This is a genomic window from Bradyrhizobium sp. USDA3516 (genome assembly GCF_057651995.1).
The window spans coordinates 119,577-139,546 of sequence record NZ_JBYGYN010000006.1; the positions used below are offsets into that span (position 1 = coordinate 119,577).

At 65.7% G+C, this 19,970-nt stretch carries 20 protein-coding genes; 10 read left to right on the plus strand and 10 right to left on the minus strand.

Features of this window, described 5'->3' with window-relative positions; translation table 11 throughout:
- Position 1: 1 nt before the first annotated feature.
- The 3 genes from AC24YW_RS20020 to AC24YW_RS20030 form a co-directional block, all read right to left on the minus strand.
- Positions 2–1,249, minus strand: coding sequence for an O-antigen ligase family protein (locus AC24YW_RS20020; protein WP_487484337.1), 1,248 nt, complete (start codon positions 1,247–1,249; stop codon positions 2–4).
- Between the two features lie 147 nt (positions 1,250–1,396).
- On the minus strand, positions 1,397–2,947 hold the full coding sequence (locus AC24YW_RS20025; RefSeq protein WP_487484338.1) for an undecaprenyl-phosphate glucose phosphotransferase: 1,551 nt from the start codon (positions 2,945–2,947) through the stop codon (positions 1,397–1,399).
- Positions 2,948–3,064: 117 nt separating this feature from the next.
- Positions 3,065–4,198: a glycosyltransferase family 4 protein gene (locus tag AC24YW_RS20030; protein WP_487484339.1), complete on the minus strand. Its 1,134-nt coding sequence runs from the start codon at positions 4,196–4,198 to the stop codon at positions 3,065–3,067.
- A 201-nt stretch (positions 4,199–4,399) separates the two neighbouring features.
- Here AC24YW_RS20030 and AC24YW_RS20035 point away from each other — a divergent pair, with 201 nt between their 5' ends.
- On the plus strand, positions 4,400–6,733 hold the full coding sequence (locus tag AC24YW_RS20035) for a GumC family protein (protein ID WP_487484340.1): 2,334 nt from the start codon (positions 4,400–4,402) through the stop codon (positions 6,731–6,733).
- 156 nt (positions 6,734–6,889) lie between these two features.
- Here AC24YW_RS20035 and AC24YW_RS20040 read toward each other — a convergent pair whose 3' ends face one another.
- Positions 6,890–8,071 (minus strand): GNAT family N-acetyltransferase, encoded by a 1,182-nt coding sequence (locus tag AC24YW_RS20040; RefSeq protein ID WP_487484341.1) that lies wholly within the window; start codon positions 8,069–8,071, stop codon positions 6,890–6,892.
- A gap of 129 nt (positions 8,072–8,200) precedes the next feature.
- On the opposite strand from AC24YW_RS20040, the gene AC24YW_RS20045 reads away from it, so the two are divergent.
- Positions 8,201–9,247, plus strand: a complete 1,047-nt coding sequence (locus tag AC24YW_RS20045) for a polysaccharide deacetylase family protein (protein ID WP_487484342.1) — start codon at positions 8,201–8,203, stop codon at positions 9,245–9,247.
- Here the strand turns inward: AC24YW_RS20045 and AC24YW_RS20050 are convergent.
- A complete protein-coding gene (locus tag AC24YW_RS20050; RefSeq protein ID WP_197949956.1) occupies positions 9,231–9,452 on the minus strand; it encodes a DUF2842 domain-containing protein in 222 nt (73 codons plus the stop codon). The two genes, AC24YW_RS20045 and AC24YW_RS20050, sit on opposite strands and share 17 nt — an antisense overlap.
- 110 nt (positions 9,453–9,562) lie before the next feature.
- Between AC24YW_RS20050 and AC24YW_RS20055 the strand changes: the two genes are divergently transcribed.
- Positions 9,563–10,645, plus strand: coding sequence for a COX15/CtaA family protein (locus AC24YW_RS20055; protein ID WP_487484343.1), 1,083 nt, complete (start codon positions 9,563–9,565; stop codon positions 10,643–10,645).
- 19 nt (positions 10,646–10,664) lie between these two features.
- On the opposite strand, the gene AC24YW_RS20060 is transcribed toward AC24YW_RS20055, so the two are convergent.
- The 4 genes from AC24YW_RS20060 to AC24YW_RS20075 all read right to left on the minus strand — a co-directional run bounded on the left by AC24YW_RS20060 (position 10,665) and on the right by AC24YW_RS20075 (position 14,067).
- Entirely contained in the window at positions 10,665–11,009 is a 345-nt protein-coding gene (locus tag AC24YW_RS20060; RefSeq protein WP_487484344.1) for a hypothetical protein, read from the minus strand.
- Between the two features lie 202 nt (positions 11,010–11,211).
- Positions 11,212–12,492, minus strand: a complete 1,281-nt coding sequence (locus AC24YW_RS20065) for an O-acetylhomoserine aminocarboxypropyltransferase (protein ID WP_487484345.1) — start codon at positions 12,490–12,492, stop codon at positions 11,212–11,214.
- Between the two features lie 139 nt (positions 12,493–12,631).
- Entirely contained in the window at positions 12,632–13,216 is a 585-nt protein-coding gene (locus tag AC24YW_RS20070) for a CoA-binding protein (protein ID WP_487484346.1), read from the minus strand.
- Between the two features lie 26 nt (positions 13,217–13,242).
- Positions 13,243–14,067 (minus strand): enoyl-CoA hydratase, encoded by an 825-nt coding sequence (locus tag AC24YW_RS20075; protein WP_487484347.1) that lies wholly within the window; start codon positions 14,065–14,067, stop codon positions 13,243–13,245.
- Between the two features lie 85 nt (positions 14,068–14,152).
- Here AC24YW_RS20075 and AC24YW_RS20080 point away from each other — a divergent pair, with 85 nt between their 5' ends.
- The 6 genes from AC24YW_RS20080 to AC24YW_RS20105 all read left to right on the plus strand — a co-directional run bounded on the left by AC24YW_RS20080 (position 14,153) and on the right by AC24YW_RS20105 (position 17,828).
- Positions 14,153–14,581, plus strand: coding sequence for a PaaI family thioesterase (locus tag AC24YW_RS20080; protein WP_487484348.1), 429 nt, complete (start codon positions 14,153–14,155; stop codon positions 14,579–14,581).
- A 158-nt stretch (positions 14,582–14,739) separates the two neighbouring features.
- Positions 14,740–15,204 (plus strand): 50S ribosomal protein L13, encoded by a 465-nt coding sequence (gene rplM, locus AC24YW_RS20085; RefSeq protein WP_011087726.1) that lies wholly within the window; start codon positions 14,740–14,742, stop codon positions 15,202–15,204.
- Position 15,205: 1 nt separating this feature from the next.
- On the plus strand, positions 15,206–15,685 hold the full coding sequence (rpsI, locus tag AC24YW_RS20090) for a 30S ribosomal protein S9 (protein WP_028178828.1): 480 nt from the start codon (positions 15,206–15,208) through the stop codon (positions 15,683–15,685).
- A gap of 229 nt (positions 15,686–15,914) precedes the next feature.
- Positions 15,915–17,135, plus strand: coding sequence for a GGDEF domain-containing protein (locus AC24YW_RS20095; protein WP_487484349.1), 1,221 nt, complete (start codon positions 15,915–15,917; stop codon positions 17,133–17,135).
- Positions 17,136–17,195: 60 nt separating this feature from the next.
- Positions 17,196–17,432 carry a hypothetical protein gene (locus AC24YW_RS20100; RefSeq protein ID WP_487484350.1) on the plus strand — a complete coding sequence of 79 codons (237 nt, stop codon included), beginning with the start codon at positions 17,196–17,198 and terminating at the stop codon, positions 17,430–17,432.
- A gap of 99 nt (positions 17,433–17,531) precedes the next feature.
- On the plus strand, positions 17,532–17,828 hold the full coding sequence (locus AC24YW_RS20105) for an antibiotic biosynthesis monooxygenase family protein (protein ID WP_027518288.1): 297 nt from the start codon (positions 17,532–17,534) through the stop codon (positions 17,826–17,828).
- A 111-nt stretch (positions 17,829–17,939) separates the two neighbouring features.
- Here AC24YW_RS20105 and AC24YW_RS20110 read toward each other — a convergent pair whose 3' ends face one another.
- Complete coding sequence (locus tag AC24YW_RS20110; protein ID WP_487484351.1) at positions 17,940–19,091, minus strand: AI-2E family transporter; 1,152 nt, start codon at positions 19,089–19,091, stop codon at positions 17,940–17,942.
- Between the two features lie 138 nt (positions 19,092–19,229).
- Here AC24YW_RS20110 and AC24YW_RS20115 point away from each other — a divergent pair, with 138 nt between their 5' ends.
- Positions 19,230–19,946: a hypothetical protein gene (locus AC24YW_RS20115; RefSeq protein WP_487484352.1), complete on the plus strand. Its 717-nt coding sequence runs from the start codon at positions 19,230–19,232 to the stop codon at positions 19,944–19,946.
- The last annotated feature ends 24 nt before the right edge of the window (positions 19,947–19,970 follow it).

The following is a 19,970-nucleotide window of genomic DNA, read 5'->3' on the forward strand; positions in this document are numbered from 1 at the left end:
TCTAGGCGTCCTCGCCAGCCCTAGCCTTGTAGAGCTGCGCGGCCGCGATCATGCCCCACACAGCGCCGAGCATCATCCAGAAGTGCCGCCAGTGGTCGGTGTCGATCACCAAGCTTTCGCCGACGGTGCCGAGGAAGGCGGAAAAGATCGCGAGGTAGGCGCGCTGCCACGGCACACGGATGAAGACGTGGCGGAAACCCATGATGACGGTGGTGAGGACCAGCGCGGGATAACATACGCCGGCGAGCCAGCCGCCGGACATGAAGGCGTTGAGGTAGGAGTTGTGAGTGTCCTCGGGGAAGTAGCGGTTGAATTGCAGTGGACCGATGCCGAACGGCAGATCGAGCGCCATCTCCGCCCCCAGGATGTGCCGGCCGAACCGGCCGAAGCGGCCTTCGTCATAGCTCTGGCCGAAGCTCGCGCGCTGCTTGAACATCTCGGCCGTGGCATCGAGCGACAGCAGCACGGCGATCAGCGCGAGGCCGAGCACCGCGGCGACGATCGCCATGATGACGATGCGCGAGCGTTGCGCATTGGTGCGGCTGGTCAGCACCATCAGCGCCAGCATGAAAGCGGAGGTCAGCACCAGGCCGCCCCAGGCGGCGCGCGAGAAGGCGAGCAGGATCGCCAGCGACATGATGCCGAAGGCGATGACGTTGCGGAAGGCCTTGGCCAATTTGTCGGAGACCACGCTCTGAAGCGCGAACAGCGCCGGCAGGATCAGGTAGGCGCCGAGCACGTTCGGGTCCTTGAACGTGCCGCGCGCGCGGCCGTACAGCGTGAGGAGATCGTTGCCGTCGGGAACCAGGTGGAAGTAGCCGGCGATCGCCAGCAGCGAGGCAATCATCGCGCCGACCATGAGGCCGCGGCGGAGCATGTCGAGCCGGGCCTCGGTGTCCTCGGACATGACCATGGCGAAGAACAATACGGTCACCGCCATGTACCAGGAGGTCGCGATCCAGCTCACCACCTCCGTCCGCTCCAACAGCGGAATCGCGCTGATGGTGTAGCCGACATTGAGCAGGATCAGCATCAACACCAGCGGCATCAGCACGAGCCGCAGCCGCAGGCCGGTGGCAAAGAAGGTGACGGTCGCGAGCAGCGTCGCGATCTCGTAAGGGCTCGGCTCGATGAAGACGATGGCGCCGGAGGCGCCGACCAGCCACACCAGCGCGCGCTGCAGCGCCAGCACGCCGGGCGCGGCCGTTGCGGCTACGTTCACTCCACCGGCTGTCGCCGCATACGCCATCACACGCTCACGCTACTCGCACGCCACACGACGCCGTCATCGTCCGGCTTGACCGGGCGATCCAGTACTCCGCGGCGGGCATTGCGCAGAACAGCTGCCGCTGCGGAGTACTGGATGCCCCGCCTTCGCGGGGCATGACAGAGAAATTCAATACGCGTTCTCGTTCTTGGTCAGCAGCGAGATCGGCGTCTTCAGGAGAATGACGAGGTCGAACAGCACCGACCAGTTCTCGATGTAATAGAGGTCGAACTCGACGCGCTTCTGAATCTTCTCTTCGTTGTCGATCTCGCCGCGCCAGCCGTTGATCTGGGCCCAGCCGGTGATGCCCGGCTTGACGCGGTGGCGGGCGAAATAGCCATCGACGGCTTCGTCGAACAACCGGCTCTGCAGCTTGCCCTGCACCGCATGCGGTCGCGGGCCGACCAGCGACAGATTGCCTGCGAACACCACGTTGAAGAGCTGCGGCAGCTCGTCCAGGCTGGTCTTGCGGATAAAGCGGCCGACGCGGGTGACGCGCGGATCGTTCTTGGTCACGACCTTCGAGGCGGTCGGATCGGCCTGATGGTGATACATCGAACGGAACTTGTAGACGTCGATGCGCTCGTTGTTGAAGCCGAAGCGTTTCTGGCGGAACAGCACCGGGCCGGGGCTGTCGAGCTTCACGGCGAGCGCGACCAATCCCATCACCGGCAGCGCTGCGATCAGCGCGAGGCCGCCGACGATACGGTCGAACAGCCATTTCATCACCAGGTCCCAATCGGTGATCGGCGCCTCGAACACGTCGAGCGTCGGCACCTCGCCGAGATAGGAATAGGAGCGGGGCCGGAAGCGCAGCTTGTTGGTGTGGGCGGAGAGGCGGATGTCGACCGGCAGCACCCAGAGCTTCTTGAGCATCTCCAGGATCCGCGTCTCCGCCGAGATCGGCAGTGCGAACAGCACGAGGTCGACGCGGGTGCGGCGGGCGAACTCGACGATGTCGTCGACCTTGCCGAGCTTGCGCGCGCCGGCGCAGGTGTCGAGCGCGCGGCTGTCGTTGCGATCGTCGAACACGCCGAGCACGTGGATGTCGGAATCCTCCTGCGCCTTCAGCGCCTCGACCAGCTGCTCGCCATTGCTGTCGGAGCCGACGATGATGGTGCGGCGGTCGAGCCGGCCCTGGCGCGCCCAAGCGCGGACCAGCGCGCGCAGCACCAGGCGCTCGGCAATCAACGCGGCGAGTCCGAGGAAGTAGAACGCGGCGAGCCACAGCCGCGAGATTTCGCTGCCGAACTTGGCGAAGAAGGAAATGCCGATGAAGAGCAGGAAGACGAACGACCAGGACGAGATCATCCGCGTCATCTGCCGGAGCTGACCACGGAACAGCTGCACTTGGTAAATGTCGGCGGCCTGGAAGCAGATCACGGCGGCGATGGCGACGGCGACGACCTCGGCTGGGTAGATCCAGCTGAACGCCCCCGCGAGCGGCATGACGTAGCCGAGATAGACAGCGATGCCGACGAGGCTCAGCAGCGCGAAATCGGCCAGGCGCACGAAGCCGGTGATCACGATCGGCGAATAGGCGCGGGCGACCTTCTGGTTAACGACCTCGAGCGCCGCAGGCGAGAGCCGGCGACGGCGCTCCACGAAGGGCTGGTCAGCAGGCTTTGCCGCAGCGCTGGCCGCGGCATCGAGCATCGAGCGTGCGTTGAGCGGTTCCACGGGCGTTCACGTCCATTCCAGAGCCCGCGGCACGGCCTTGCGCGCCCGGGCAAGCATCCCTGGCGCTTCGATTATCGAACAAATCGGAAGATTCTCTAAAGCTGGACTTAAGGATGGTTAATGATTGGCAAATGCGTCGCGATAGCCGGCGAGCACGCCCTCGACCATCGCGGCTTGCGAGAAATGCGCCGAGATGCGCTCGCGCAGGGAGAGTGCGCGTTGCGCGGTGGTTTGCGGATCGTCCAGCGCTGCGGCGATCGCCTCCGCCATCGCCTCGGGATTGCTGGGCGCGAACAGCGCCGGGCTGTCGGCGCCCAGGATCTCGGGGATGCCACCGATCTTGGATGCGATCATCGGAATGCCCGCGGCGCCGGCCTCGATCACGACGTAAGGCATGGAATCTCCGCGCGAGGGGACGACGAGCAGCCGCCCCTTGGAGAAGCCGTAGCGCGCCTTGACGTGACCGATGAAGCGGATGGCGTTCGCCAGGCTGAGCCGCTCGACCTGCGCCTTCAGCGCGGCCGTCTCCTCGCCGTCGCCGCCAAGCGTGAGCGTGACCTTCTTGCCGCCTTCGTGCAGGCGCGCCACGGCGTCGACCAGCAGGTCGGCGCCCTTGATGTGCCTGAACTCGCCGACATAGCAGAGGTCGGTCGCATCCTCGGCGGTGACGACCGGCTCGAATTCCTCCGGCGTCACGCCGTTGAAGACGCAATGCACCACGCCCTTGGGCGTGCCGACGATGCGCTGATAGGTGTCGCGGGCAAAGACGCTCTCGAACAGGAACAGGTCCGTCGAGCCCATTAGCGCGCGTTCGAGCCGCGCGTAGAACTCGCCCTTGAAGGTGTTGAGCGGATAATGCAGCGAGCCGCCATGCGGGGTGTAGATCCGGATCGCGTCATCCGACCGTCGCCGCATGCGGATGAAGGCGCCGGCCTTGGCGCCGTGGCCGTGCAGCACGTCGGGCTTGAGCGCGGCGATAAGCCGCTGCATGCGGAGCCATACCAGGACGTCGTCCGGCGACGGTTCGCGGCGGATCGCCATGCGGTGTACGCCGAGCTTCAAGCGCGGTGCGAGCTCGGTCAGCGCCTTGTCGGCGCGCTCGCCGCCGGTGAGGCTGTCGGCGAGGATGCCGACATGATGGCCGCGGTCGACCTGGCCGTTGGCGACGTCGAGGATGTGACGGAAGATGCCGCCGACGGGTGCGCGCACGGCGTGAAGGATGCGAAGCGGCCGGTCGGGAGAGGGGGGCATGATCAAAACCAGCTCGACGGCGACTGCCGAACAATTCTCGCGAAATAATCGAGATGGATTAAGGGGCCTCGTGGTTAACAAACGGTGACGGGTCGACGCGCGCAAGGGGCGTGTCGTCGAGATTAACCCAGCGGCAACCTTAATGGAGTGTAATCGCCTCGGTTGAGGTAAAGTCGCAGCATTGCCCTGCGGGAGTGTTCGATGCGTTTAGCGTTCTGGCGTGCCGGCAAGGACAAGGCTGTGATCGAGCGGGCCGTCGCGAAGTCCAAAGGCGAAGCTGCGCCCAAGAGCGAAGCGAAGACTGAAAAGAGCGAAGCGAAGGCCGAAAAGATCGAAGCCAAGGTTGAGGCCAAGATCGAAGCGAAGCCCGCGCGCGTCATTGCCAAGCCTGCGCAGGTCGAACCCGGCGACATCGACCTGCACGCGCTCGGAGCGGCCCTGGCGCGCAAGCGCAGCTGGGTCGTCGTGCCGACGGTGCTGGCGCTCGTGGCCTCGCTCGCCATCGTCAATCTCGTCACGCCGCGCTACAAGTCCGAAACCCGCATCCTGATCGATGGCCGCGAGAACGTGTTCCTGCGTCCGAACGGCGACCGCACCGAGGAGCGGCAGGCGCTCGATGCCGAGGCCGTCACCAGCCAGGTGCAGCTGGTGCTGTCGCGCGATCTGGCGCGCGAGATCATCAGGAAGAACAAGCTCGCCGAGCGTCCCGAATTCGATCCCGTCCTCCAGGGCATCTCGCCGCTGAAGTCGCTTGCCGCGCTCGTCGGCATCGGCCGCGATCCGTTCGCGATGACGCCGGAAGAGCGCGTGCTCGATTCCTATTACGAGCGCCTCCAGGCCTACGCCGTCGACAAATCGCGCGTGATCGTGGTCGAATTCCAGTCCGCCGATCCCGAACTCGCCGCGCGCGTCGCCAACTCGATCGCCGACGGCTATCTCGTGCTGCAGCAGGCCGCGCGCCAGGAGCAGGCCAAGAACGCCAGCCAATGGCTGGCCGGCGAGATCGAGAGTTTGCGCAAGAAGGTCTCGGACGCCGAAGCCAGGGTCGAGGACTTCCGTTCCAAGTCCAGCCTGTTCATCGGTACCAACAACACGACGCTGTCGAACCAGCAGATGGGCGAGGTCAACACCCAGCTCAACAATGCGCGCTCGATGAAGGCGGATGCGGAATCCAAGGCCAGGCTGATCAAGGAGATGCTCCAGAGCGGCAAGCCGATCGAGGCATCCGAGGTCGTGAACTCCGAATTGATGCGCCGACTGTCGGAGCAGAGGGTCACGCTGCGCGCCCAGCTCGCCGAGCAATCGTCGACGCTGCTCGGCAATCATCCCCGGATCAAGGAGCTGAAGGCGCAGCTCGGCGACCTCGACAATCAGATCCGCGACGAAGCGGCCAAGATCTCGCGCTCGCTCGAGAACGACGCCCGCATCGCAAGTGGCCGGGTCGACGGTCTGACCACCAGCCTCGAGCAGCTCAAGAAGCAGGCGGCCTCCACCAACGGCCAGGACGTCCAGCTCCGCGCGCTCGAGCGCGAGGCCAAGGCGCAGCGCGATCTGCTCGAGACCTATCTCGCCAAGTACCGCGAGGCCAACACCCGCGAGACCATCGACACCGCGCCGACCGACGGCCGCATCATCTCGCGGGGCATCGTCTCGAACACGCCGGCCTATCCGAAGAAGCTGCCGATCGTACTGATCGCGACGATCGCAACGCTGCTGCTCTCGTCCGGCGTCGTCGTCACCGGCGAGCTGCTGCGCCAGACCGCGCCGCGCGCGGCAATGGGCTTGGCGCAGGCACCGGTCCGCCAGGAGCCGCTGGCCGTTCAGCAGGCCCGCGAGCCCGCAATCGACAGGCGCAGCGAACCCATGTTGGATCCGGTGTTGGCGGAGCCCGCGCCGCTGCAGCCGGAGATGGCGACCGACTTGGATACGAGTGAATTCGCCGAGATCGAGCGCCTGGCCGACGAACTGCGTGCCGCGGGCGCTGCGGCCAAGAAGGTCACGGTGCTCGGCACGGCGCCGGGCGAGGCCATCACGCTGTCGACGCTGACGCTGGCGCGGAACCTGGCGCGCGATGCCCGCGTCGTCGTGGTCGATCTCGCCGCGTCCTCGCCGACGATTGCCGCAGTCTCCGCCGATGCGCAGGCTCCCGGGCTTGCCGAGCTGATGCAGGGCGAGGCCTCGTTCGCGCAAGTGATCACCCGGGACAGGCTGTCGCGGCTGCACCTGGTGATGGCCGGTCGTCCCGGCTTCGATCGCAGCCTGCTGCAGTCGCCGCGCGTCGCGCTCGCGATCGACGCGCTGCTGCGGGCTTACGATCACGTGCTGATCGACGCCGGCAGCGCCTCCGACCTTCCGGCCGAGCTGCTCACGGCGCATGCCCGCGCCGTCGTGGTGCCCGATGCCGCGATGGCAGCGGATGCGCGCACGCAAATGTGCGAGCAGCTGAGAGCCGTCGGCTTCAGCGCGGTGGCGATGCTGAGCAAGCCGGTGCAGGCCTCGGATGCAGTGGACTCCCCGCGCGTGGTGGCGGCGTAGCTTCTCTTTCCCTCTTCCCTTGTGGGAGAGGGTGCCGAGACATCGTAGGTTGGGCAAAGGCGCACTTGCGCCGTGCCCACCACCCATCCAATACGGTAATAGAAGGCGTGGGCACGCTCCGCTTTGCCCACCCTACGAAGCTAGGACACGTCCCCGTTACCCGAACGCCTGCCGCAGCCGCCGGGCCATGTCGAACAGCATCTGGTTCTGCTTCACCAGCCGCTTGCCGTGGCTGAGCGAGGACATCGCCATGGCCGCGAGCTTGCCGCGCGAGGTCAGGGGGACGAAGCTGTCGAAGATCTCCTCGTCGTCCTTGCAGAACATCCGCTTGTAATCGTCCGAGCCGATGCCGAGGTCGAGCGAGCGGTAGCCGCGCTCGCCGTAGCGGTCGATGATGTAGCGCATCAGGATCAGGCCGGGGCTGTAGCGGGCGTGCTCGGACATCGTGTAGGTGTTGAACATCATCGAGAAGCGCTCGCCGTCGGCGACGCCGGCGAAGATCGCGATCACCTCCTCGTCGCATTCCAGCGCATGGATGTCGATGACATGACCTTCGCCGCGCGGCGCGAGACAGGCGCTGCGGACGAACTGCTCGACGCCGGGTTCGGCGAAGACGTTGGGGAGCTTCTGCTCCGCCATCCGAGCCGGCTTGACGCGGAAGAACCAGTCGAGCAGGCGAATGATGTCCGCGTCCGACGTGGCCAGGTGATAGCGGTAGCCGGCGAGGGACTGAAGCTTCTTTTCCTTGCTCTTGAGGCGGCGGCGGAGGGAATTGCTGATCCGCGATGCCGGCGGGCCGCCCGGCTCCATCACGAGGCGCGGACAGCCGTTGATCGCGCGCTGCCGCGGCAGGGCTGCAAACGGGTTCGGCTGGTCGTGCCAGCGCTCGGGCTGCTGCGTCAGCGCGAGCACGTCGACGTGCTCATCGAGCGGCGCAAGCAGCGCATCGAGATCGGCGCTGGCGGCCTCTGCCGCAAACTCGGCGTTCCACAGGCCCATGTTGAAGGTCGTGTGCTTGCCGCCCATGAAGCCGGCGGTGCGCACGCCGTGGCCCTGGCGCAGCGAGAGCGGCAGCAGCAGGAGCGGCCGGCGCTCGGCGTCGCGGGCGATCACGATGAAGGGACGGGCACCTTCACGGGCCCCGACCAGCCGCTGCCAGGGGGCGAGCAGGTCGAAGCGCTGGTAGGGCGTGAAAAGATGGCCACTGGCCTCGAAGCCGCGCCAGACCGCCTCGACCTCGGCGAGATCGGTGACGATGTCGACCTGTGCGATACGGCTCGCTCTCGACCGCGCTGGCGCTTCTGCCGTCCGGCTTTGCATCGCCGCAGCCATGGTCATTCGCGAAACCTGTCGAGAAAAACGAAAATACGTATTTCGGCCTGTGGCCGACCTTTGCAAACAAAGGTCAACAAAGGGTAATGACACTGCAGAGGGAACTGACCGCCGGCGCGCGCGAAGGGTGGGATTTTGGCTTCCGACGACAGATGGTTGGAACGGCTGCGCCTCGAGCTGGCCTGGTTCACCGGCCAGGCCATGCTGCGCAGGCGCGGTGCCGGCGCCATCCTGCGCTTCCGCTACGTGCGGCCGCGGCGGCGCGGATTTCAGCCGCTGCGCGAGCACGAGATCACGCCGCAATTCCTCGATCGCGCCATCCGCGCGCTGAAGCGTTGGAAGTACGATTTTGTCGGCATGGACGAGGTCTGCCGGCGCGCGGTGACGCTGCCGGAGAAGCGGCGGTTCGTGGCGCTGACCTTCGATGGCGCCGGCAAGGATCTCGTCACCTTCGCCTATCCGGTGCTGGCGCGTCACGCCGTGCCCTTCACGATCTATGTGCCGACCGCCTTTCCCGACGGCGTCGGCGAGGCCTGGTGGCTTGCCCTGGAGCAGGTGATCGCGCGCGAGAGCCGCATCGACCTGATGATGGGCGAGAAGGCCCAGCGTTTCACCGTCGCGGACAACGCCGGGAAGCACGCGCTGTTCTCGTATCTGGAGAGCTGGCTGCGCTCGCTGCCGCCGGCGGACCTGTCGGCAGCGATCGCCGATCTCTGCACCCGCTACCGGATCGACCTCGCCGCGCTCTCGCGCGAGGCGTCGATGGATTGGGAACACCTCGCCAGGCTCGCCGCCGATCCGCTCGTGACCATCGGCAGCGCAACGGTGAACTATCCGGTCCTGGCCAACATGAAGGACGCAGCCGCACTGCGCGAGATGACGATGGGCAAGGCCGTGGCAGAATCGGCCTTCAACCGCGAGATCAGGCATTTCGCCTTTCCGTTCGGCGACCGCGCTTCGTTCCGGCGCAGCCACGTCGTGATGGCGGAGGAGGCGGGCTTCGCCAGCGCGGCCTCGACGATCCCCGGCATCGTGGAGGCGGAGGGACGGACGAACTTGCGCGCGCTGCCGCGCATCTCCTGGGACGGGCGCATGCGCTCGCTGCGGATGCTGCGCGTGCTGGTGTCGGGCGCCGCCTTTGCGCGGGTGCGGCCGACCGGGAGCGCTACGAGCCGGACCTGACGCGATCGGGCCGCTGCATCCAGCTGACGATCGGCATCGCCGGCAGCACCCAGCCCATGCCGACCACGACGTAGTAGATCGCCTGCCGCCAGCCGGATTCGGCGATCCACGGCATCTGCGCCGCCGCCATGCCGAGCAGGGCCCAGACGGTGGCCAGCACCAGGAGCAGGATGGCGCCGAGGAACTTGCGGGTGCGGATCGTCATGGCGGGGACTTTAAGGCTTTCGCGTAACTTGCGCTGCGGGAGCGGGGGACTATAAGGGGCACGCAATCCGGTTCAAGTCTCTTCGCCACAGGCTTGGTTTTGTCCTTGAAATGACGACGAATTCCGCCCCATCCGAGCCGCATCGCGCCGTGCGCTGGTGGCTGATCGTCGTGGCCGCGCTGATCGCGCTGATGGTGCTGGTCGGCGGCGCGACACGGCTGACGGAATCGGGCCTGTCGATCGTCGAATGGAAGCCGGTGACGGGCACAGTTCCGCCGCTGTCGGAAGCGGCGTGGGCCGAGGCATTCGAGGCCTACAAGAAGATCCCGCAGTACCGCGAGCTCAATGCCGGCATGAGCCTGTCCGAATTCAAGACGATCTTCTGGTGGGAGTGGAGCCACCGGCTGCTCGGTCGCTTCATCGGCGTCGCCTATCTGCTGCCGTTCCTGTTCTTCCTCTGGCGCGGCGGACTGTCAGGTGAGCTGAAGCGCAGGCTGTGGCTGCTGTTCGCGCTCGGCGGCCTCCAGGGGGCGGTCGGCTGGTGGATGGTCGCCTCGGGCCTGACGGAACGCACCGAGGTGTCGCAATATCGGCTGGCGACGCATCTTTCGCTCGCGCTCCTGATCTTCGCGGGCATCGTCTGGACCGTGCGGCGGCTCGAGGAGCGACCGCAGATCGCAGCACCGGTTCGGCTGCGGTTCACGAGCGCGGTGCTGCTCGTCGTGACCTTCGTGCAGATCTATTTCGGCGCGCTGGTCGCGGGCCTGCGTGCCGGGCGGGCCTTCAACACCTGGCCCGAGATCGACGGGGCGCTCATTCCGTCGGCGGAGCGGCTATGGTTCGAGACGCCGTGGTGGCGCAACATGTTCGACAACGTGCTGACCGTGCAGTTCGAGCACCGCATGACCGCCTATGCGCTATTCGTGCTGGCGCTGCTGCACGCGTTCGACGCGGTGCGCTCGCGCGCGGGCGCAGCAGCAAGCGGCGCGCTGTGGCTGTTCGCGGCGGTGAGCGTGCAGGCGGTGCTCGGCATCCTCACGCTTCTCAACCAGGTGCCGATCGCTCTTGCGCTGAGCCACCAGGCGGTTGCGATCGTGGTGTTGACGCTCGCAGTGATCCAAGTCGAGCGGCTCGCGTCACGGCAGTCTGCGCAGACGCAGCCGCGCGCGGTGCCCGTGGGCGCGCCCGGCTGATCACCATCAGCCCGGCTGATCAGCAATAGCCGTAGACGCCGCACGCATAGGGCAGGCGCCAGAAATAATCGACCTGCTTCCCGCCGTAATAGGCGCCCTGATAATCGTAGCTCCAGGGGCGGCCGTAATATCCAGGCAAGGTGTGAGAGCCCGGCAACAGCGGCGTGCCCGGCAGATTGCGGATGTAGCTGCCGATGCCGTAGGCCGGCGAGATCAGCGCATCCGGATCGGTTTCGACATAGACCTGTGGCGGGTCCTGCGGCGGCCCGGCGGCGCGCCGCTTCGGCGTCGCCGGCAGATCGGCGGCCATTGCAGACGAGGCCGTCAGCATCACTGCCAGGGCGGGCACCATCCAGCGCAGCATCGTCGGCTCCGAATCAAAGGGGATCCAAGCACGATATATGGGGCAGGTATGGTTAATGAGGGTTAATCGAGTCCCGTCATTCCGGGGCGGTCCGTAGGACCGAACCCGGAATCTCGAGATAACCCGACAATATCGAGGTTCTCAGGTGCGCAATTGCGCACCAGAGTTCGGTGCTTTGCACGGCCCCGGAACGACTCCAGGTTCAAGCCCCCAGCGCCTGTTCCAGATCCGCGATCAGGTCTTCCTTGTCCTCGATGCCGACCGAGATCCGGACCACGTCCGGGCCGGCGCCGGACTTGATCTTGGCGGCATCGTCGAGCTGGCTGTGCGTGGTCGAGGCCGGATGGATCACCAGCGAGCGGGTGTCGCCGACATTGGCGAGGTGCGAGAACAGCTGCAGCTTCGACACCAGGCTGACGCCGGCGTCATAGCCGCCCTTCAGGCTGAAGGTGAACACCGCGCCGGCGCCCTTTGGTGCGTATTTGCGCGCGAGCTGGTTGTACTTGTCGCTCGGCAGCCCGGCATAGCTCACCGAGGCCACCGCCGGATGTCCGGCGAGGTATTCGGCAACGGCTTTGGCATTGTCGCAGTGCTTCTGCATGCGCAGCGGCAGCGTTTCGATGCCGGTCAGGATCATGAAGGCGTTGAACGGCGACAGCGCCGGGCCGAGGTCGCGCAGGCCGAGCACGCGGCAGGCGATTGCGAAGGCGAAATTGCCAAAGGTCTCCTGCAGCCGGATGCCGTGATATTCGGGGCGCGGCTCCGACAGCATCGGATATTTGCCCCCCGTCGACCAGTCGAAGGTGCCGGCGTCGACGATGATGCCGCCGAGCGAGTTGCCGTGGCCGCCGAGGAACTTCGTCAGCGAGTGCACGACGATGTCGGCGCCGTGATCGATCGGACGGATCAGATAGGGCGAGGCCAGCGTGTTGTCGACGATCAGCGGCACGCCCGCCTTGCGTGCCACGGTCGAGACCGCCTCGATGTCGGTGATGCTGCCGGCGGGGTTGGCGATGGATTCGATGAAGATCGCCTTCGTGCGCGGCGTCACCGCGCGCTCGAAGCTTGCGATGTCGTCAGGATCGGCCCACACCACGTTCCAGCCGAAGCTCTTGAAGGCGTGCGTGAACTGGTTGATCGAGCCGCCATAGAGCTTGCGCGCGGCGATGAATTCGTCGCCGGGCTGCAGCAATTGCTGCAGCACCACGACTTGCGCGGCATGGCCGGAGGCGACCGCGAGCGCGGCCGTGCCGCCTTCGAGCGCGGCGACGCGCTCTTCCAGCACCGCATTGGTGGGATTGCCGATGCGGGTATAGATGTTACCGAACGCCTGCAGGCCGAACAGCGAGGCGGCATGATCGGCATCGTTGAAGACGAAAGAGGTCGTTTGATAAATCGGAGTCGCGCGCGCGCCGGTGGTGGGGTCGGGCTGTGCACCGGCATGCACGGCAAGCGTTGAAAATCCCGGAAGGCGATCGCTCATTGAGGGCGTCCTGTTCTTGTGGCTTGAAAATCGCGCGGCATGCTGATCGGCGAGACGCTTGGCGTCAAGGCGCCGCTTCACATCGGAACGATCGTGCTACGCATTGTCGCGTTCGCGAAACGAAACCTTCGCAAGTGCGTCAGCTTTGCTCGCTCTTGTTCTTCGCAGCGCGATCGGAAGCGGCGGTGTCGCCGCCGCCGACACTCATCCGATTGAGGGACAGCCGCATGCCCTGCGTCGGCGCCGGGGCGCGCTTGGAGCTGAGCGTGCGCGAGTTCACGCCCATCCACGAGATTTCCGACGACAGGCGGCCATATTCGATCTTGGGGCAGCGGTTCATGACCACCTTGATGCCGACTGATTCCGCTTTCCTCGCCGCCGCGTCGTCGCGCGCGCCGAGCTGCATCCAGATCACCTTCGGCAGCGGGTCGAGCGTCAGCGCCTCCTCGACGACCGGCATGATGTGGCTGGAGTTGCGGAAGATGTCGATCATGTCGACGGGACGGCCGATGTCCGACAGTGACGCGACGAACGGCTTGCCGAGCAGCTCCTTGCCGACATGGCCGGGATTGACCGGGATCATGTCGTAGCCGCGCTGCATCAGGTATTTGAACGCGAAATAGCTCGGCCGCACGTTGACCGGCGAGGCCCCGACCATCGCGATCGATTTCACGCCGTTGAGGATGCCGCGGATGTAATTGTCGGGATAGGCGTCGTGGTTCATCACTTATCTTTTCTTGTTGGCGGGGGTCACTCATCCCGCCATGTCGGCGCGCGCTTCTCGATGAAGGCGCCGATGCCTTCCTCGGCGTCGCGCGCCATCATGTTCTCGGTCATCACCTCTGCGGCATAGCGATAGGCGTCCGCAAGGCTCATCTCGGCCTGGCGGTAGAAGGCCTCCTTGCCGAGCTTGATCGTGTAGGCGGATTTCAACGCGACCTGTTGCGCGAGCTCGATCGCGGCGCCGAGTTCGGTGCCGGCGGGAACGACGCGGTTGACGAGGCCGATCTCGCGGGCGCGGTCCGCCGTGACGGGCTCGCCCGTCAGCAGCATCTCCATGGCCTGCTTGCGCGGGACGTTGCGCGACAGCGCCACCATCGGCGTCGAGCAGAACAGGCCGATGTCGACGCCGGGTGTGGCGAATTTCGCTTCCTGCGATGCGATCGCGAGATCGCAGCTGGCGACGAGCTGGCAGCCGGCGGCGGTCGCGATGCCCTGGACGGCCGCGACCACGGGCTTCGGCAGATGTACGACCGCCTGCATCATCGCGCTGCAGGCGTTCATCATCTCGGCGAAGAACGCGCGGCCGCGGTCCGGGTCGGTGCGGTGCGCGGTCAGCTCCTTCATGTCGTGGCCGGCGGAGAAAGCAGGACCGTTGGCCGCGATCACGACGCCGCGGACGGCCTTGTCGTCGCGGATCTCGTCAAGCTCGCCATGCAGGGCTGCGATCATCGCCGCCGACAGGCTGTTGCGCGCAACCGGCCGGTTGAGTGTCAGGACCGCGATGGGGCCGACCGTCTCGCGCAGCAGGATCGGCGGTTGCGGGGTGGGGGCGCGGGCGGCCTGGACGGACATTGACGCGATTTCCGCTAAATGATTGCAATTGGATGACACCGATAACTTAATGTAACAGGGCAGGCGAAGCGAGGGTGGGGACGGCATGGCGTTAGCGAAAATGAGCGTGGCGGAGCTGGAGCAGTTCCTCCGTCTCGAGTTTCCCCAGGCCTTCAGCGGTGACGACATCACGATCGAGAGCGCGGACGGCCAGACCAGCCTTTTGCGCCAGCGTTACAGCGAGCGGATGTTGCGCCCCGGCGGAACCGTGTCCGGCCCGACGCTGATGGCGCTCGCGGATTTCGCCATGTACGTGGTGCTGCTGTCCGCGATCGGGCCGATCGGGCTCGCCGTCACCACCAATCTCAACATCAACTTCCTGCGCAAGGGCCAGCCCGGGCAGGATGTGCTCGCCGAGGCCCGGCTGCTCAAGCTCGGCAAGCGCCTTGCCGTCGGGGAGGTGAATCTCTTGTCGGGGACCTCGCCCGATCCGATCGCCCATGTCACCTCGACCTATTCCATTCCAAATGTTTGAGCTTTTCGCAGGTAATATCGCACCATATTTTTAAGTCATTGATTTTATGTTGCTAATTTGCGCTCTGAGGCATTGACCGTTGCGCCTCTCTTCTCTAGAAACCCGCGCAGTCAGGCGCGGTGTTCGCGCCGATATCTCCCGTCCACGGAAACTCCGACATGAAAACCTTTTCGGCAAAGCCGGCTGAGGTGACGAAGAAGTGGGTACTGATCGACGCCAAGGGTCTCGTCGTCGGCCGCCTCGCCACCATCGTCGCCATGCGCCTGCGCGGCAAGCACCTCCCGACCTACACCCCGCACGTCGATTGCGGCGACAACGTCATCATCATCAACGCGCAGCATGCGGTCCTCACCGGTCGCAAGCGCGAGCAGAAGACCTACTACAAGCACACCGGTTACGTCGGCCACGTCAAGGAGCGCACCGCGCGCCAGATCCTCGAAGGCAAGCATCCCGAGCGCGTGCTCGAGAAGGCCGTCGAGCGCATGATCCCGCGTGGTCCGCTCGGCCGCGTGCAGATGGGCAACCTCCGTGTCTACGGCGGCGCCGATCATCCGCACGAGGCGCAGCAGCCCGAGAAGATCGATATCGCCAAGTTGAACCGCAAGAACACGAGGGCCGCATAACATGGCCGAATCCATTCAGTCGCTCGACCAGCTCTCGCAGCTCAAGACGGCGGCCGCGCCCGAGGCGCCCAAGCACGAGAAGAAGGTCGACAAGTTCAACCGCGCTTACGCCACCGGCAAGCGCAAGGACGCGGTCGCCCGCGTCTGGATCAAGCCGGGCGCCGGCAAGGTCACCGTCAACTCGCGCGAGGTCGAGGTCTATTTCGCCCGTCCCGTGCTGCGCATGATGATCGAGCAGCCGTTCTCCGTGGCCCAGCGTTCGGGCCAGTACGACGTGATCTGCACCGTCGCCGGCGGCGGCCTGTCCGGCCAGGCCGGCGCGGTCCGTCACGGCATCTCCAAGGCGCTCACCTATTTCGAGCCGGAGCTGCGCGGCGTGCTCAAGAAGGGCGGCTTCCTCACCCGCGACTCGCGCGTGGTCGAGCGCAAGAAGTACGGCAAGGCCAAGGCTCGCCGCTCCTTCCAGTTCTCGAAGCGTTAATCGCTTTCGTCGCATTCGCCGCGAAAGCGGCTTCAATGAGATGCAAAAGGGCGCTGATTTCAGCGCCCTTTTTGTTGTTCGTTTGTATGCAAATTGATGGCGTGTTTCCCGAAAACTTAGGGATCGGCGAAAACCTGAATGGAACCCGCGAGACCTAGCGTCGCCTTCGGAAGGGCGCGCAAATCGGCTGGGCCGATCGCGTAACTGCTATGTTCTAGAGGGGGCCGACATGATGTCGCTCGATAGCATCACGCTCTATTTGGTCGCTACCATGGTCGCCGCACTGCTCGGCGCCATGATGGTGTTTTTCGGCAAGCAGGAGAACAGCCCGGCGCTGAAATGGTGGGGCACCGCCTATCTGCTCGGTGCCGCCTCCGTCGCACTATGGACCGCGGCGGGCGACAGGCTGGGGCCGCACATTTACCTCGCACTGAACGCCGTCGGTTTCGTCGCCTGCGGCATGGTCTGGAACGCAGCGCGCGTCTTCCACGGTCGCAAGCCGAACTGGCCGGGGCTCGTGCTCGGCGCGCTCGCCTGGGTCGCTGCTGCGACGCTGCTCGATCCCGCGGCATCGATGCTGCGCATGCTCGTCGGTGCCGGCATCGTCTCGGTGTACGCGGCGCTGACCGCGAGCGAGCTCTGGACCGAACGGCGCAAGAGCGTGCAACGGCGCTGGCCCGCCTTCGTGATGCCGGTGATGCACGGCTGCGTGTTGATGCTGCCGATCCTGATCGGCAGCTTCCTGCGCCCGCATGATGCCGGCTTCTCCTCGAGCATCTGGGTCACCGTGTTCGCGGTCGAGCTCATACTCTATGCCGTCGGTACCGTGTTCGTGATCTTCATGCTGGTGTCGGAACGCACCGTCACGGCGCACCGCACTGCGGCATCGACCGATCCCTTGACCGGCATGCTCAACCGGCGCGGCTTCTCGGAAGCTTGTGCGCGCGTGATCGAGCGCGAGGCCAAGGCCGGGCGGCCGGTGACCGTGATGATCTTCGACATCGACCATTTCAAGTCGATCAACGACCGCTTCGGCCATCCCGCCGGCGACGAGATGCTGAAGCTGTTCTCCACCGTCGTGGTCAGCAATTTGCGCATCTCCGACCTGTCGGGCCGGATCGGCGGCGAGGAGTTCGCCGCGCTGTTGCCATGCTCGCTGGAGGAGGGCGTGCTGGTCGCCGAACGCGTGCGCGAGGCGTTCGAGACCTCCGGCGTGGTCGTCGACGAAGGCCCGGTCGACACCACCGTCAGCATCGGCGTTGCCGGAGGTCCGGCCGGCACCGAGCTCGAGGTGCTGCTGGCCTCGGCCGATACCGCGCTCTACCAGGCCAAGCGCGGCGGCCGTAACCGCGTCGAGGCAGCCGAGGAGCTGCCGCTGTCGCTGGAGAACTGGCGCCGCCAGAGCGCGGCGCGCACCGCCGCACCGCAGGCGCGTCCGGCCACCGCGTAAGAATGCAGGGCGGGCTTGCGGTAAATCTCTGTTTACCATTCGATCCCTACCATCGTGGTCATGGAATCGATCCGTCGACAGAATCCGCAAGCCGCCCTGATGTCGCTCGAAGCCGAGGCTGCCTCGGCCCGCGGCGGTTTCGCCTGTCTGTTCTCCACCGCCGATGAATACGAGACGGCGCTGATCACCGAGCGCCGCGCGCAAGGACGCTACACGCGGGAACGCAGCTACTGGCCGTTCGTGTTGTTCGTAGGCTGTGCACTGATCGTCGCGGGCACGGTCCTGCTGTTCGCCTGACAGGCCTGCATTTCCAGGCCGGGCAGGGCGCCGCTTCGGCGCCTTTTTCTTTGTCGCCGTCTGCGGTAGACACGGCCATCAACAAAAGGGTGGAAACCGATGATCACCGAGATCGCGCAAATCGACGTCAAGCCGGGCAGCGAGAAGGACTTCGAGGCGGCCGTTGCCAAGGCCAAGGCCGCTTTCGGCCGCTCCAAGGGCTTTCACGGCTTCGAGCTGCACAAGTCGATCGAGAAGCCGCAGCGTTACCGGCTGATGGTGAAATGGGAGACGCTGGAGAACCACACCGTGGACTTCCGCGGCTCGGAGAATTTCACGGAATGGCGCGGCCTGGTCGGCCAATATTTTGCCGCGCCTCCCGAGGTCGAGCACACCGAGACCGTGCTGACGACCTGAGCGGCTCTATTTCTGGAGCATGATCTCCGCGCAAACGCGTTCCGCGTTTGTCGCGAAGGAAAACCGCTCCACACTTTGCGCTAACGCGGCCGTCCGGGTCCGGATCATGCTCTAAGCCGCCTCCGCCAGCGGCGGCGCCTCATATGTCTTGACATGGTCGATCATGACCTTTGCGATGGCGACCAGCGGGAGCGCCAGCGCCAGGCCCCAGATGCCGAACACGACGCCGAGCAGGATCTGGAACGCGAACAGCGTGGCCGGCGGGATGTCGAGTGCCTGCCGCTGCAGGATCGGCGTCAGCACGTAGCTTTCCATGGCGTGCACGCCCATGAACAGCAGAAACGCCGACAAAGCCGGGATCCAGCCCGAGGCGAGGCTCGCCAGCACCACGATGACGCCGGCGATGATGGCTCCCACCGTCGGGATGAAAGCGAGCAGGCCCGCCTGAATCCCCAGGATGAACGCGCTGGGGATGCCGATGAGGGCGAGTCCGATCCAGGTAACGGCACCGACCGCGATCATGACGATGATCTGGGCGATCAGCCAGCGCTCGAGCGTTTCAGCGATACGGTCGATGACCAGGGCGACACGGGTGCGGTGCCGCGCCGGCGCCAGGAACAGCAGGCCGTCATGGTAGACCTTGGGCTGGGCGGCGAACGCCAGGCCCAGGAACAGCACGATGAAGATGTTGCCGACGCCGTGAATGGTGCCGAGCAGCAGCTTGAGGGTCTGGCTCACGATCGCCCCGCCGCTGGAGGCGAGCGTGCCGGCACTGGGCAGCGGAGCGCGCGAAGGCGCTGCCGGCGCAGGCGTCGTCTCCGAGGCCGCGTTGGCCGCGGAGTCCGATGCAGCGTTGCCGAGATCGAAGAAGCTGGTGTCGATGCCGTGGCTCTCGAGCAGGGACCTGACATTGGTGATCTGCGACTTGATGGTCTTGCTCAGCAGCGAGGCCTGCTCGGCAATGGTGGCGCCGCCGATATAGGCGACGCCCGCGAGCAGCAAAGCGAGCGCGACGCAGACGATTGCAAGCCGGATCGTGTGAGGCAGCTGGACCCGGCGGCCGAGCGCATTGACCAGCGCGTTGAGACCGAGGCCGAGCAGCATGCCGGTGAAGATCAGCAGCAGGGTGGCCGCAAAATACCAGGTGAAGGCGAGCAGCGCGGTGAACAGCACGACGCCGATGCCTCCGACCGCGATTGCCCAGGCCTGATCCCGCGCGAGGTCGGAACGGGAGCGGGATCGTTCATCTGCGGAAAAGGTCACATCGTATCCTGTCTTTGGTGGCTGCAATGGGGGCACTCTTTCGACAAACGCGCCTCCGATCAAGGGCGGCAACGCGCCGGTTTGACGCTGCCACGCGAACGGTGCAGAGCGGTGACGACAAGGAAGTGAGGGGGGCGCTTGGGCGTTATCAGCAAGTGGGCCGGTCTGCTCGGGCTGTTGGCTTTGCTCGTCGGTGGCGACCAGATCCGGATCAACCGGCCGGACCATAAATACCGCCTGACGGTCGAGGTGACGACGCCCGCCGGGATCAAGACCGGGTCGGGCATTCTGGCTGTCGTGCCCGATCGCAACTATAACCGCAGCGGCCGCACGACGACGCGCGGGGAGGCCGTGTTCGTCGATCTCGGCCAAGACAAGAACCAAGACAAGAACATCATGGTCTTGCTGGCGCATCAGCAGGGCGCCAAGCTCGACCTCGACGACATCAATTATGTGGCGCTCCGCGCCTATGGCATCGCGCGCGGCAGCCGGGTGTCGTTCAAGGACATGAGCCGGCAGACCGGCATTGTCCCGGTGCAAGGGGAGCTCATCCCCGTGCTCGTGAGCTTCGGCGATCTCAGGGATCCCAGCACCGCGCGACGTGTCGCCAGCGACAATGCAGCGGCAATCCTGGGCGAGGGCTATGCGATCCGCGGCTTCTTCGCCGAGGTGGTACCCAACGGGCTCTGGCCGATCGACTTCGGAGGCGCGCTGGGCGAGCCCGTGACACGCGGGCTGGAGGCCAGACTTCCCTGGCTGGCCGCGCCGGGCGAGACGGCGGCAATCGCGCTGAAGGCCGCCGGTCTGCCCGTGGAGGGCGGGTTGGACGCCCGGGAGGCATTTGCGCGAAAATAGCATTGCCGTCCCGCGATCCCCTCT